Source organism: Nostoc sp., from assembly GCF_036917675.1.
Lineage (GTDB): Bacteria > Cyanobacteriota > Cyanobacteriia > Cyanobacteriales > Nostocaceae > Nostoc.
In genome coordinates this window covers 1-12,318 of the sequence record NZ_JBALCT010000010.1, presented here as the reverse complement: position 1 = coordinate 12,318, position 12,318 = coordinate 1, and the positions used below count along the sequence as shown (strand labels likewise).

16 protein-coding genes are annotated in these 12,318 nt (G+C 42.7%); 5 read left to right on the top strand and 11 right to left on the bottom strand.

Annotation, left to right across the window (positions count from 1 at the left end):
* Nucleotides 1-196 precede the first annotated feature (196 nt).
* Both V7K31_RS03100 and V7K31_RS03095 read left to right on the top strand, forming a co-directional pair.
* On the top strand, nucleotides 197-877 hold the full coding sequence (locus V7K31_RS03100; RefSeq protein ID WP_335092537.1) for a SnoaL-like polyketide cyclase: 681 nt from the start codon (nucleotides 197-199) through the stop codon (nucleotides 875-877).
* A 504-nt stretch (nucleotides 878-1,381) separates the two neighbouring features.
* Complete coding sequence (locus tag V7K31_RS03095; RefSeq protein ID WP_335092535.1) at nucleotides 1,382-2,824, top strand: RecQ family ATP-dependent DNA helicase; 1,443 nt, start codon at nucleotides 1,382-1,384, stop codon at nucleotides 2,822-2,824.
* On the opposite strand, the gene V7K31_RS03090 is transcribed toward V7K31_RS03095, so the two are convergent.
* The 8 genes from V7K31_RS03090 to pheS all read right to left on the bottom strand — a co-directional run bounded on the left by V7K31_RS03090 (nucleotide 2,821) and on the right by pheS (nucleotide 6,779).
* Nucleotides 2,821-2,979, bottom strand: a complete 159-nt coding sequence (locus tag V7K31_RS03090; RefSeq protein WP_335092533.1) for a DUF433 domain-containing protein — start codon at nucleotides 2,977-2,979, stop codon at nucleotides 2,821-2,823. The two genes, V7K31_RS03095 and V7K31_RS03090, sit on opposite strands and share 4 nt — an antisense overlap.
* Nucleotides 2,980-3,175: 196 nt before the next feature.
* Nucleotides 3,176-3,799, bottom strand: a complete 624-nt coding sequence (locus V7K31_RS03085) for a hypothetical protein (protein WP_335092531.1) — start codon at nucleotides 3,797-3,799, stop codon at nucleotides 3,176-3,178.
* Between the two features lie 2 nt (nucleotides 3,800-3,801).
* Nucleotides 3,802-4,125: a DUF4926 domain-containing protein gene (locus V7K31_RS03080; RefSeq protein ID WP_335092529.1), complete on the bottom strand. Its 324-nt coding sequence runs from the start codon at nucleotides 4,123-4,125 to the stop codon at nucleotides 3,802-3,804.
* A gap of 75 nt (nucleotides 4,126-4,200) precedes the next feature.
* Nucleotides 4,201-4,818, bottom strand: a complete 618-nt coding sequence (locus tag V7K31_RS03075; protein ID WP_335092629.1) for a Uma2 family endonuclease — start codon at nucleotides 4,816-4,818, stop codon at nucleotides 4,201-4,203.
* Nucleotides 4,819-4,891: 73 nt separating this feature from the next.
* Complete coding sequence (locus tag V7K31_RS03070; RefSeq protein WP_335092527.1) at nucleotides 4,892-5,167, bottom strand: BrnT family toxin; 276 nt, start codon at nucleotides 5,165-5,167, stop codon at nucleotides 4,892-4,894.
* Nucleotides 5,168-5,245: 78 nt separating this feature from the next.
* Nucleotides 5,246-5,530, bottom strand: a complete 285-nt coding sequence (locus tag V7K31_RS03065) for a type II toxin-antitoxin system RelE/ParE family toxin (protein WP_335092525.1) — start codon at nucleotides 5,528-5,530, stop codon at nucleotides 5,246-5,248.
* The gene (locus tag V7K31_RS03060) at nucleotides 5,527-5,742 is read right to left on the bottom strand and encodes a hypothetical protein (RefSeq protein ID WP_335092523.1); all 216 of its coding nucleotides are present in this window, start codon (nucleotides 5,740-5,742) and stop codon (nucleotides 5,527-5,529) included. Before V7K31_RS03060 ends, V7K31_RS03065 begins: the two co-directional genes overlap by 4 nt.
* A 44-nt stretch (nucleotides 5,743-5,786) precedes the next feature.
* On the bottom strand, nucleotides 5,787-6,779 hold the full coding sequence (gene pheS, locus V7K31_RS03055) for a phenylalanine--tRNA ligase subunit alpha (protein WP_335092522.1): 993 nt from the start codon (nucleotides 6,777-6,779) through the stop codon (nucleotides 5,787-5,789).
* A 574-nt stretch (nucleotides 6,780-7,353) separates the two neighbouring features.
* On the opposite strand from pheS, the gene surE reads away from it, so the two are divergent.
* From surE to V7K31_RS03040, 3 genes are all read left to right on the top strand, one after another.
* Nucleotides 7,354-8,151 carry a 5'/3'-nucleotidase SurE gene (gene surE, locus V7K31_RS03050; RefSeq protein WP_335092628.1) on the top strand — a complete coding sequence of 266 codons (798 nt, stop codon included), beginning with the start codon at nucleotides 7,354-7,356 and terminating at the stop codon, nucleotides 8,149-8,151.
* Nucleotides 8,152-8,436: 285 nt separating this feature from the next.
* Nucleotides 8,437-9,333 (top strand): MBL fold metallo-hydrolase, encoded by an 897-nt coding sequence (locus V7K31_RS03045; protein WP_335092521.1) that lies wholly within the window; start codon nucleotides 8,437-8,439, stop codon nucleotides 9,331-9,333.
* A 521-nt stretch (nucleotides 9,334-9,854) separates the two neighbouring features.
* Nucleotides 9,855-10,934 carry a bifunctional riboflavin kinase/FAD synthetase gene (locus V7K31_RS03040; protein WP_335092519.1) on the top strand — a complete coding sequence of 360 codons (1,080 nt, stop codon included), beginning with the start codon at nucleotides 9,855-9,857 and terminating at the stop codon, nucleotides 10,932-10,934.
* Between the two features lie 113 nt (nucleotides 10,935-11,047).
* Here V7K31_RS03040 and V7K31_RS03035 read toward each other — a convergent pair whose 3' ends face one another.
* The 3 genes from V7K31_RS03035 to V7K31_RS03025 form a co-directional block, all read right to left on the bottom strand.
* Nucleotides 11,048-11,467: a type II toxin-antitoxin system VapC family toxin gene (locus V7K31_RS03035; protein ID WP_442941200.1), complete on the bottom strand. Its 420-nt coding sequence runs from the start codon at nucleotides 11,465-11,467 to the stop codon at nucleotides 11,048-11,050.
* Between the two features lie 105 nt (nucleotides 11,468-11,572).
* Nucleotides 11,573-11,758, bottom strand: a complete 186-nt coding sequence (locus tag V7K31_RS03030) for a hypothetical protein (RefSeq protein WP_335092515.1) — start codon at nucleotides 11,756-11,758, stop codon at nucleotides 11,573-11,575.
* 273 nt (nucleotides 11,759-12,031) lie between these two features.
* The coding region (locus tag V7K31_RS03025; protein ID WP_335092513.1) for a tetratricopeptide repeat protein at nucleotides 12,032-12,318 on the bottom strand (287 nt) is incomplete at its 5' end.

Genomic DNA, 12,318 nt, shown 5'->3' with positions numbered 1-12,318 from the left:
TTTGCTCTTTTTCAGCTTTTTGTAAGAATGTAGAGACGTTGTAATGTAAGATCTCTAGACACCGAAAAATCCTACAAATAACTTTAACTGAACGGTATTGCATTATAAATATTTTTTACTTTTTCAGATTTTTAGATTTACCTCATATCCATAAAACTTTATGATCAAAAATGATGTTTATACTCAATCGGGTTGTATGAGTAACGAAAAAACTCCAGAATTGCCGCTCTGGGTACAAGATAGAGATATAGTTATTGCTCATGATCAAGAAGTACAGTGGCGAGAAGGAAAACGCCCAGATTATTCTTACACCAATGAATTTCTTCATCAAGAAAGCAAATTTCAGCATCCAGAAGGTTCTTTAGAAGCGATCGCTCAAAATTTAGTCCGCACTTTTGAGATGGAAGCTTCTAATAAATCTAATCCTCAACAGTGGCTTTCGATTGTTACTGATAAGTTTAGGATGAGTAGCAATGGCGGACAGCAATTCACTGCTCAAGAGGTCGCCCAGGAAGGTACTTATAACCTGTTTCTGGGTGAAAGTGAGCATTATAGCTCTGAAACAGAAACCTTTGAATCTTCATTTGAGGTTTTTCATAATGCCTTTCATAATGGCTTTCTTTGGGAATTAACAGAAGTCCTATCGGGGCCGCCTAATGTAACCTTTAAGTGGCGACATTGGGGAACATTTAATGGTTCCTATAAAGACTATGCACCCACAGGAGAAACAGTAGAAATCGTAGGAGTTAGTATTGCTCGCGTGACTGATGATTTGAAGATTGAGCTTTTAGAGCATTATTTTGATAATAATGTCTTTCTTGAGAAATTAACGGCAGGCGGTTGTCCCTTCCATTCCCAAAATCAGAACAGTCACTAATTTTTATTTTTTCGTAGTCAAATAGTTCGCTTGATCAGCGCTTTTAGTAAACAACTAGGAGCGCTATAGCGTTTCTCAATTGCGGCAGAGCCGCAAGTCTTGAGGCGGCAGCCCCCCATTAGGCATTCCCAGTCGCAGACTCTTGACGAGACAATCTCTAAAAGCTAGTTATAGACTGGATTTCACGTTAAGTTCACACGTATAAGCATTGCTGTGCCCTTACGAAAGATGTGGTTCAAATACATGAAAACTGTTGTAATAAATATTAGGACTTACGCAAAATATCTCTCAAACTCTGATTTCTCTGTGTCCTCTGCGCCTCTGTGGTTCGTTATTCCGTAACTTGTGCGTAAGTCCTAAATATATTAAATGCATAATAATTAATTCTAATTCATTCTTGAAGCCAGTGCGTTGCAACCTAAGATGATGAAAATACTGAACCATTAGCTGGATAAGAGAGGCTATATTCAGTATTCAAGGATATTGGTACATCTACCATTGATTATGAATCAGGATACAACAAAATCTTGGCAAGAAGTCCGCGCAGCTTTTCAAAAAATCTGGGGTTATGAAGATTTTCGTCCACCACAGGGAGAAATTGTCAGCAGTTTATTGGCACAAAAAGATGCGCTGATTATTATGCCTACAGGTGGAGGAAAGTCGATTTGTTTTCAACTTCCCGCACTGCTACAAACAGGATTAACTTTGGTAGTTTCGCCCTTGGTGGCGTTGATGGAAAATCAAGTACAGGAACTACTACAAAGCCATCAGAAAGCAGCACTTTTACATAGTGAATTATCGCCATCTCAACGCCGTGCAACTCTGCAAGCTTTAGAACGTCAACAGCTAAGATTACTTTATTTATCGCCAGAAACTTTGCTAAGTGCGCCAGTGTGGGAGAGATTATGTCAGCCACAATTGCAAATTAATGGCTTAATTTTAGATGAAGCCCATTGTTTAGTGCAGTGGGGTGATAGTTTTCGCCCAGCTTATCGCAGATTAGGGGCGGTGCGTCCTGCACTACTAAAATCAAAACCACCAGGAACAAAAATTAGTATTGCTGCTTTTACCGCTACTGCTGACCCATTAGCCCAAAAGATTATTCAAACAGTTTTACAATTACAGCAACCAGAGATTTTCCGCTTGAATCCCTACCGTCCTAACTTGCATCCCAGCGTTCGCATTGCTTGGACACCACGAGGTAGGAAACAACAATTATTAAAGTTTATTCAAAATAGACCGCAACAATCGGGATTAGTTTATGTTCGTACTAGGAGAGATAGCGAAGATTTAGCTGAATGGTTAGCAGACATGGGTTATGCCACAGCTAGTTATCATGCGGGATTGGGTGCAACAGAACGCCGTGAAGTAGAAGCAAGTTGGTTAAGTGGTAAAATACCATTTGTGGTTTGTACCTGCGCCTTTGGTATGGGGATAAATAAAAGCAATGTCAGGTGGGTTATTCACTTTCACGCGCCGCATCTGCTGTCTGAATATGTGCAAGAAATTGGCCGGGCTGGAAGGGATGGGAAACCGGCCGAAGCGCTGACATTAGTGAGTGAACCTACGGGGTGGTTAGATCCAGAGGATAAGCAAAGACAGGAGTTTTTTCAAGAACAAATGCGATCGCAACAACAAATAGCGCAGCAACTTGTGAAAAAATTACCAAAACAGGGAGAAGTTAATGCAGTGACGCGACAATTTCCTGATGGTGCGATCGCCTTATCTTTACTCCATAGCAATGGTCAGCTAAACTGGCTTGATCCTTTCCATTACACCATTGGGCAAAAAGCGGCAAATCAGCCACCGACACAATTACACGCTCCCAAACAAATGCATCAATATCTGACTACAAAGCAGTGTCGTTGGCAGTTTTTATTAAATGCCTTTGGTTTTGACAAAGAAGCAGCTAACTTGCGTTGCGGACATTGCGACAATTGCCGCTAAACAGCTTTTACAGATGGATGTATTAATTCATCGGGTACTCGGTTTCGCTCAATGTATTCATTAATCTCGGCTTGATGATCGAGATAAAAACTCAAGGCATCAAATACTTGTGCCAGCGTTAGATGTGGTAAATGGTTCAGGATTTCTTCTGGCATAATCTCCAATCGCCACAAACCGACAATGGCACAGATGTCCGAGTACCTATAATAATTGGCTCTCCGCTCAAAATTTCCGGGTTGCGGGTAACGTAGCGTGAGGAGGTTTCAGCAAACATAGAACGAATCACTCAGCAGAACTGGCGTTTAATTAAATAAAATCAAGTCTCAAAAATAAAAAGGTGGTTAGAGAAAGTCACTGACCACCTTGATATTTGTAAGTCCGAAGTCTAACGATGTATTCAAGAACTTTTGACTGAACCTCATTGAGGAATTTTTCTTGATTTTTTTCAACATCAAGTTTTCTAGCAAACTCAATTTCTGAAAGAATCTCCTGGCATTCGTCTATTGTTGCTCCATTTACTGCTCCATATAGTATCCCAGTTGGATATTCATGAATACAATACTGAAGCCATCGAATCTGAATACTTAGTAAGTCTTTATGTACTTCATTATTGTTGGGAGCGAGCAAGTAACATTCTTTGAGTAACCCATAGTCTGTTTTAAAGTCAATCTGCTTATGGAGATGCTTTACTTTATAAAAATTGTTGGCTGTACGAGCAAGCCATAAAACTGACCAAGGATCGCGCTTTTGATAACCGCTAAAAAGAACAGGAAATACAACCTGTTCATAAAGCTCATAGCGGATTATATGCCACCCAGATTGGTATTCTTGAGTTTCTAGAAACTTGTAAGTCCACAATTCTTTCTCGGCAAATGAACCAAATGAAGCAATAAACGCCTGAAGGTGTTGTCTGGCTTGGGTGCGAAAACCAAGTTTTTTATAATGCAAGTACTGTTTGTAATACTCAAGCTCCATACCTAACTCTGATACTCAGACTCTTCTTTTTGCAAGAGAAAATCGAGATAGTCTTGTAATTGTAACAGCCTCGCTCCAGATAGCTGGCGTAACTTGGCTAAAATCATTTCTTCTTGATGCCACTGGGCAATGGGGATAATTTGAGATGCTGGTACTTCGATCGTTACATGGGGCAGATCAAACCCTTCCAGACTATACCCGTCCTCTTCCCCTTCAGGCATGGGGTAATGTTCTATAATTGTTGCAATATTGCCTCGCTTCAGATTGTATTCTGGTAAGTCCTGCGCTAAGGCAACTTGGGAGAGTAGGGGGTGCTGTACCTTCATGAGTTGGGTTCTTGATCTGCCACGAAGGTGACAAATTTAGTTGTAAGGTTTGATAGCGATCGCACTTCTAAAATCTTATCCAGCGTTAAGTATTTGCTCTGTGGTTAGCTGTAATTCTCTTAAAATAGTAGAAGCGATCGCAGTATTTCCGACAAATCTGGTTTCTTCATAAAACCCGTCAACTAATATCAGTACGGTAACTCTGTTCATTTGTGGATCAACAATCCAATATTCAGCAATTCCCCTTGCGGCATACTCAGAACGTTTGTAGCGATAGTCCCGATCTTCGTTAGCTTTGCCAGGAGAAACGACTTCAACAACTAATGCTGGAGGTGGCATATCCAGAGTGATTGTGGATCGCGTTGCACCTTCTAAGGCTGTTGCAAGTTCATCCGTCAGCACAACTAAGTCAGGAATACGAGTTGTTACACGAGAACCAGCAACAACAATTTCAACTTTGTTACTCAACCGATTAACCGGGACGAACTTGAGGAAATTTACCAGCAAAAAGAGAGATATCTGGACATTTTTTGGGCTTTCGGGTGAGATTGCAACTAACTCACCTGCCACCAGTTCATATTGGCTATCCGTGCGATCGTCATACTTCAAATATTCCTCAAGCGTTAGATGTTTGCCACCTTGTTGACCCCGTTCAGCAGGTTTTCCGCCAACCCTCAGCACCGCTTGCTTCATCTGTTCTTCAGTCACTTCTGGAATGTCAGAAAGATCAATGTCCTCATCTTGCATTGCATCAATCCTCTCCCAATCAGTTTGAGAGGCTTTGAAAGAAAATGAATTGCTCACGTTTAGTTCCCTCTCTGATCGAAATGACACGAATTTCATCCCCAACTTCCGTATGGGCAATCACAACCACTCGCCCCCGCAATAATCCCAGTGTAATAAAGCGCTGTTCTCCATAAGCATAGCGTTCATCTTCAAACGTGAATGTTCCACCTTCAAAAACCTGAGAAGCATCTACGAAATCAAACCCGTGTTTGCCCAAATTTGATTGCCGCTTATTTTCATCCCAAGTGAACTGCATCAGCTTACACCATGCTAAATTTGGAATTATTCAATCCAAAATTAGTCAGTAGTAAAATACTAAGACAGCAGCTACAACTCAGTAAACTTCATCATGAGTGCCGATATCAATTAGCAAAATTTCCTCTTCACCAGATTCTAGATTTTGCACAAAGTTAAAGACAATGCGACAATCATAGTCAACTGAACACGCCCAAGCTCCAGACAGTTTGCCTTTAAGCTTATGGGTCTGTAACAGTGGATCAAATGGATCGGCGGTTAGCATTACTAACCGCTCTTCAATTCGCTCTTGTAATTCTGGCTGTCGTCTTACCAATCGCTTAAATGCTCGTTTAAACGATGATGCCAGAACTACAGTTCTCACTTACTTAACTCATCCATTATTTGAGTAACTGTACCACGGAACACTTTACCCGCCTGGTATTCTACCTGTGCTTGAGCGATATTAGCAGCAATTGCAGAACGCCGCCGTTCTGCCAGTCGATGACGTATCAGATCAATTAGTGTTTCTTGTTCATCTACTGATAAGTCTTCGATGCTTTCTAGAACTTGATCTAACCTGGAAACTGAGGTCATTATTTATTCTTACCTTGCTTGCAGTACATAACTATTACGTATGCCTAAAATTGCTGCAAAAACCGCAAATCGCTAGCATACAAACGACGAATATCATCGATTTGATGTAACACCATTGCAAAGCGTTCTACACCAAAACCGGCAGCAAACCCAGTATAAATTTCTGGGTCATAACCCACAGACTTAAGTACATTTGGATCGACCATACCGCAGCCCATCACCTCCAGCCAGCGCCCATTCCACTGCAAATCCACTTCAGCGGAGGGTTCGGTAAACGGGAAATAACTGGCGCGGAAGCGAATTGGTAAATCGCCAAATATTGCTTGTAAAAATACCTTAATTGTGCCTTTGAGGTCTGTAAAAGTTAGTCCCTCATCAATGGCTAAAAGTTCTATTTGATGGAAAACAGCTGAGTGAGTCGCGTCTACATTATCTCGCCGATAAACTCGCCCTGGAGCCACAACCCGAATCGGTGGTTCTTCTCTTTCCATGTAACGAATTTGTACTGATGAAGTATGAGTGCGGAGAAGATTCCCATCTGGCAGGTAGAAGGTATCCTGCATATCACGGGCGGGGTGGTCAGGCGGAGTATTGAGAGCCTCGAAATTATAGTAATCTGTTTCCATCTCTGGGCCTTGAGCCACGGTATAGCCCATACCAACAAAGATATCCAGCGCCCGGTCGATAATACCATTGAGGGGATGAATGCGACCTTGGGGGCTGTAAATTCCCGGCATAGTTACATCCAGAGTTTCCGCCTCTAGCAAAGCTTGAATTTGTGCAGATTCCAGGGCGGCGCGTTGCTTGTCTAGACTAGTTTGCAGGGATTCTTTAACTGTATTAGCGATCGCACCAATTTTCGGTCGTTCCTCTGCGCTCATTTGCCCCATACTTCGCAACAGTGCCCCCAGTTCCCCTTTCTTACCCAGATAGTTAACTCTGAGTTCCTCCAGACGTTCTAGGGTGTCGGCGGCTGCGATCGCTTTTTCTCCTGACTGCCGCAGTGCTAAAAGTTGAGCTTCTAAATTGCTAGTCATTAGTTATTAGTCATTGGTCATTAGTCATTAGTCTATAGTCAAAAGCTGTGAACTGCTCGATAAATAAACTTACAGCTATGCCATTAACATCATCAAAGCTGAGGGTCGAAACCAAACCTCTGTTTATCAGTTAGAGACGATTGAGCTAATACAGCTTGGCATAAATCCAGCTAATATCTCAATTAACAAGACTTGGGACTTAAGCCCCTTGTTAAAGGTTTTGTCATTACCAACATCTTTATAAATCTTTTGCTTGGTTGCCATAGAGCCTTGTCATAAATTCCGAGGCTAATAGCTTGCATTCCTCTCAAGAGGACTAAATACAAAATTTGAAGCGATTTACATGACTAGACTCAGTGAAAGGCAAAATTTCAGTCCACTTAAGTGGACTTGAGCTATTAGCCTAGAACTTAAGTTCTAGGCGGGATGTCGGTCAGGGTGACACTTTGACTGGTACAAAAATATGGGTAACTGTACTAGTGAGTATATATGTTTTTTTGCTGCTTGTGACCTGCGACATTGACAAATGGCTAATAACAAATAACAAATAACTAATAAGTAATGACCAATGACTATGAAATTACTAATTAGCAACGATGACGGCATTTCTGCCTTGGGGATTCGTACCCTAGCCAACTACTTGGCAGACGCAGGTCATGATGTGAGTGTAGTTTGCCCAGATCGAGAGCGATCGGCAACTGGACATGGGTTAACTTTACACCAACCAATTCGCGCCGAAATTGTTGAAGAGATTTTTCATCCCACTGTCAAAGCTTGGGCTTGCGATGGTACGCCTTCAGATTGTGTCAAATTGGCGCTGTGGGCTTTGCTAGAAACTCCCCCTGATTTGGTTCTCTCTGGCATTAATCAAGGTGCAAATTTGGGAACTGAAATTCTGTATTCTGGCACTGTTTCTGCGGCAATGGAAGGTCTAATTGAAGGCATTCCGAGTGTAGCGCTGAGTCTTGCTAGTCACACATCTAAAGACTTTAAACCTGCTGCTAAGTTTGCCAAAATTCTCGTAGACCAGTTAGCCCAAAGACCGCTACCAGATTTAATGTTACTCAACGTCAATATTCCTGCCATCAAATGGGAAGAAATTGCCGGAGTTACTCTCACCCGTCAAGGAGTGCGGCATTACATTGATGTGTTTGATAAACGAGTTGATCCTCGTGGAAAAACGTACTACTGGTTAACTGGAGAGGTAATTGAGGATGTGGAACCCCCAACCGGATTAAATCTGCCTCAAAATGTACCGACAGACGTGCAAGTTGTAAGTAAAAACTACATCAGTATTACCCCGTTACAATACAATCTTACCTACGCAACTGGACTAGATAAATTGTCTGAATGGGAATTCAAGTTTCCGTGAATCATTTGATTTATCAGGAAAAACTGGGGCTATTCAAATGCATCCCAGAAAAAGTAGGCTATAACGTAGGGACACTCTTGAAATAAATGATACAGATATCTTCCAAAAACTGGAAAATTCTACCTGAGAGTATCTCATCCACATTTACACAATCAGCCGAAAACAGAGTATGCTGTTTTACCAAGAAATCCTCCCTCTGGCAAAATCGATTAGACAGCATAAACTTAGACAAAATAAGTAACAATTTTTCCAATTATCGCCCGCTCAGTCCAGCAAGCAACACCTATGTCTAGGATAGAGAACCAATTTACCGTACAATTTTGGGGCGTTCGCGGCAGCATCCCCACTCCAGGTCCAGACACCGTTCGTTACGGCGGTAATACCCCTTGCATATCAATGCAAGCGGGCGATAAACGCTTAATTTTCGATGCCGGCACGGGACTACACGTTTTGGGGCAATCTTTATTGCGCCAAATGCCGTTAGAAGCTCATATATTTTTTACCCACTCTCACTGGGATCATATGCAGGGTTTTCCCTTCTTTACCCCAGGGTTTGCCAAGGGGAATGACTTTCATATTTACGGCGCGATCGCACCTGATGGTTCTACCATAGAACAGCGCCTCAATGACCAGATGCTGCACCCCAACTTTCCCGTACCCTTGCAGATTATGCAAGCCAATTTAAATTTCTACGACATTCGACCAGGGCAACCAATCCACATCGATGACCTTACCCTGGAAACAGCACCTTTAAATCATCCAGGTGAAGCCGTAGGATACCGCGTCAACTGGCGTGGTGGCGCTGCTACTTATATTACTGATACCGAACATTTTCCCGACCGACTCGATGACAATGTGTTGTGGCTAGCTCGTAATGCCGACATTCTGATTTACGATTCTACCTACACTGATGAGGAATATCACTCCCCAAAATCCCCGAAAATTGGCTGGGGACATTCTACTTGGCAAGAAGCGGTGAAAGTGGCACAAGCTGCTAATGTCAAAACTCTAGTGATTTATCACCACGACCCCGCACACGATGACGACTTTTTAGATCGTGTAGGGAAAGAAGCAGCAGCAAAGTTTTCTGGTGCGATAATGGCACGGGAAGGAATGGTACTTGAGGTTCCCACATCAGTTTCCTTATCAGAATCTTTTCCTATTACGAAGTCTTCTGTCTAAAGATTGCGATCGCAGGAATTGGAGATTTTAGATTAGATTGGTGATCAGAGGCTTTCAGCATGAGAGCGTACCTGTTGACTGGACGGTGAGACAGCCTTGCCCAGAGTTGTCAGAGCGCCACAGGATCAGGGAGACAACAGGAGGACAGACTTTATAGATTCACCAACACAGCCAGACACCCACAGATGCCCTAAGATTGCGGCTGATGGTCGGGGTAAAACCTCGTGGCAGTCTCAGCACGGAACTAGAGCCTTTTTAGCTCTGGTATTTGGGGTTATCTGGACTTAGCAATTAGCTCTCAAGCTGATAGCACAAGATACCATCTTGGGCTACTTCCCGTGGATTAGGCTTTTGGCTGATAGCTAAAAAGGGTGGCATCAACATCCTGGCTGATCGCAGAAGACTTCATGAGCAGTTGGTGAAAGTTCAGACCGTCTACAAAAGCTGTCCTCCTCAAGACGGTTTACCATAAGGTAGCTTTCTGCTGATAGCTAAAATAAACCTAAAATCTCAGAATCCACGTGCTAAATTTGTCTCAAAATGGGTGTTCTGTGTGGCTTGCTTCTTCAAGCGAAGAACTGCTAACGCCGACTGCTGTTGCCCTTGGCAAGTTTGATGGTGTTCATCTTGGTCATCAAAGGGTAATTCAACCAGTGTTGCACGCTGGTAGTCAGTTGTCAGTAGCCAGTAGTCCGCAGTCAAATGAAAATCAACAACTGACGAATAGAGAATATATTTATTCAACAGTTGTCACCTTTGACCCCCATCCACACGAGTATTTTACGGGGCAACCCCGGACTTTGTTAACCCCACTGGATGAAAAAGTCCAACAATTGCGATCGCTTGGGGTAGAACAACTGGTACTACTACCCTTTGACAAAGAATTATCTGCTTTGACCCCCGAAGAATTCGTTGATAAAATTCTCGTGCAACAACTGCGATGCCAGCGAATTAGCATCGGGCAGGATTTTTGTTTTGGCGAAAAGCGCAGTGGTACTGCTAAAGATTTACAATTAATCGCCGCCAAGTACAATATCCCCGTTGCGATCGTCCCCTTACAAACTTATACAGGTGACTCGCCCACCGAAAGTAGTTGCGTCAGTACTACTCCGACTCAGGATGCCCGTATTAGCACTTCATTAATCCGCCAAACCCTTGAGTACGGCGACATCGAAAACGCAAATCTCCTGCTAGGACGCCCCTACACCCTAACTGGTGATGTCGTTCAAGGTCAACAATTGGGCAGAACAATTGGCTTTCCCACCGCCAACCTCCAACTACCAAAGGAAAAGTTTTTGCCCCGCCAAGGAGTTTACGCTGTCCGTGTTTTCACTCTCAGTGAAACATCAGATGTTACTCCTAGTGAGAGTTTGGGCGTAATGAATATCGGTAATCGCCCCACTGTAAATGGTACTTATTCATCTGCGGAAGTACATCTGCTCGATTGGTCTGGTGATTTGTATGGCAAAAAACTAGTTGTGCAGCTAGTTAAATTTTTGCGCCCGGAACAAAAATTTCCTTCTCTAGAAGCTCTGAAAACACAAATTCAACTTGACTGTTTTGTGGCTAGAGAAGTTTTAAGTGCTGGAGCGCAAAGTTAGGAGTTAGCCCGGATTTCTCACAAGTGAGAAATCCGGGCTACGCGCAGTCTACTCAAGGGGACATCCTGGCGTTGCTAAACCTGATCTAAATCGTGATTTGGTTACTCATTGCTTTACACTGAAATGATTTCAAAGGTGTCTCGATCGCTAATCCGATAAAACAAAAAGTCTGAATCGAGCGTGAGAATTTGACGATACCCTGTCTTTTCAGCTGCTAGAACCAGAGTAGCATCTGCCAAGTCCATCGGGCGATCGCTATATTGTTCCATCAGCGCCAATAAACGGCTGTAATCAGTCTCCTGAATCTCATAAACTGTCAGCAGTTTATCTAAAAGAAGCTGCCCTAACTGTTTTTGCATTTGCCAGCCGCCACGATGCAGGGCAAGATACATGGCTTCTGTCAGGCATGACCAAGTTGTGACCAGAGGCTTTGCCAAACGCATCACTGCGATTTTATAAGCATTGTGCTGAGGCTGAGTGTGTTCGCGTAGCGTGCCGTAGGCAATCGACCAAACAAAGCAGAACTCCTGCATCACACAGGATCATAGCTCTAGCCCTTGTTGCCGATACTTGCTGAGTAGGAGTTGCTGATAGTTACTAACTGGTTCAGATGGAGCTACGTCTAAGGAATCTACAACCTAAAACCATTGTAACCATGCTTCCACAAGCGTTTCATCAGGCTGACTGTCAGCAATTTTAACTTGGTGTTTGTGGATAACAAAATCAATGAAGTCGGTCACTTGTTGTAGGAGTGGTTCGGAAAGTTGCTGCAATTTTGCGTTAGCGAAGCTCGCCGAAGGCATCGCAGTTTCACGAATAGTCATGAGAATAATCCTTTTTCAGTCTTCTTCATTTTTACTCAAAAATTTGAATAAATATACGGTAAGGGCGATGTCTATGACGGGCTACGCCGGAGCAATCTCACAAATAGTCATAAGAATTGCCTATTTCAATCCTTTTCATTCTTAACACAATGCTGACAACATCTCGGTTGGCTAACCGGAAAAAGTGTTTGGCACGTTGGTAAACTTTGTCTAATAGGTAATCGTGATTTAATTATTTATTACTCTTATAAATACTCTTTTCCTACTCATATATCAGAAAAGCCCTAAGAACTTTTTCTTCTCTCCTTTAACCTTCAAAACAGCCTTCAAATTGTTATGAACATTTGCATAGTTAGGGTCAAGTTGAATAGCTTTACGGTACGCTGCGATCGCCTCATCCAACTTTCCTTGAGCATAGAGAGTATTTCCTAAGTTGAGGTGAGCATTTAGATAGTTAGGGTCAATTTGAATAGCTTTACGGTACGCTGCGATCGCCTCATCCAACTTTCCTTGAGCATAGAGAGTATTTCCTAAGTTGAGGTGAGCATTTAGATAGTTAG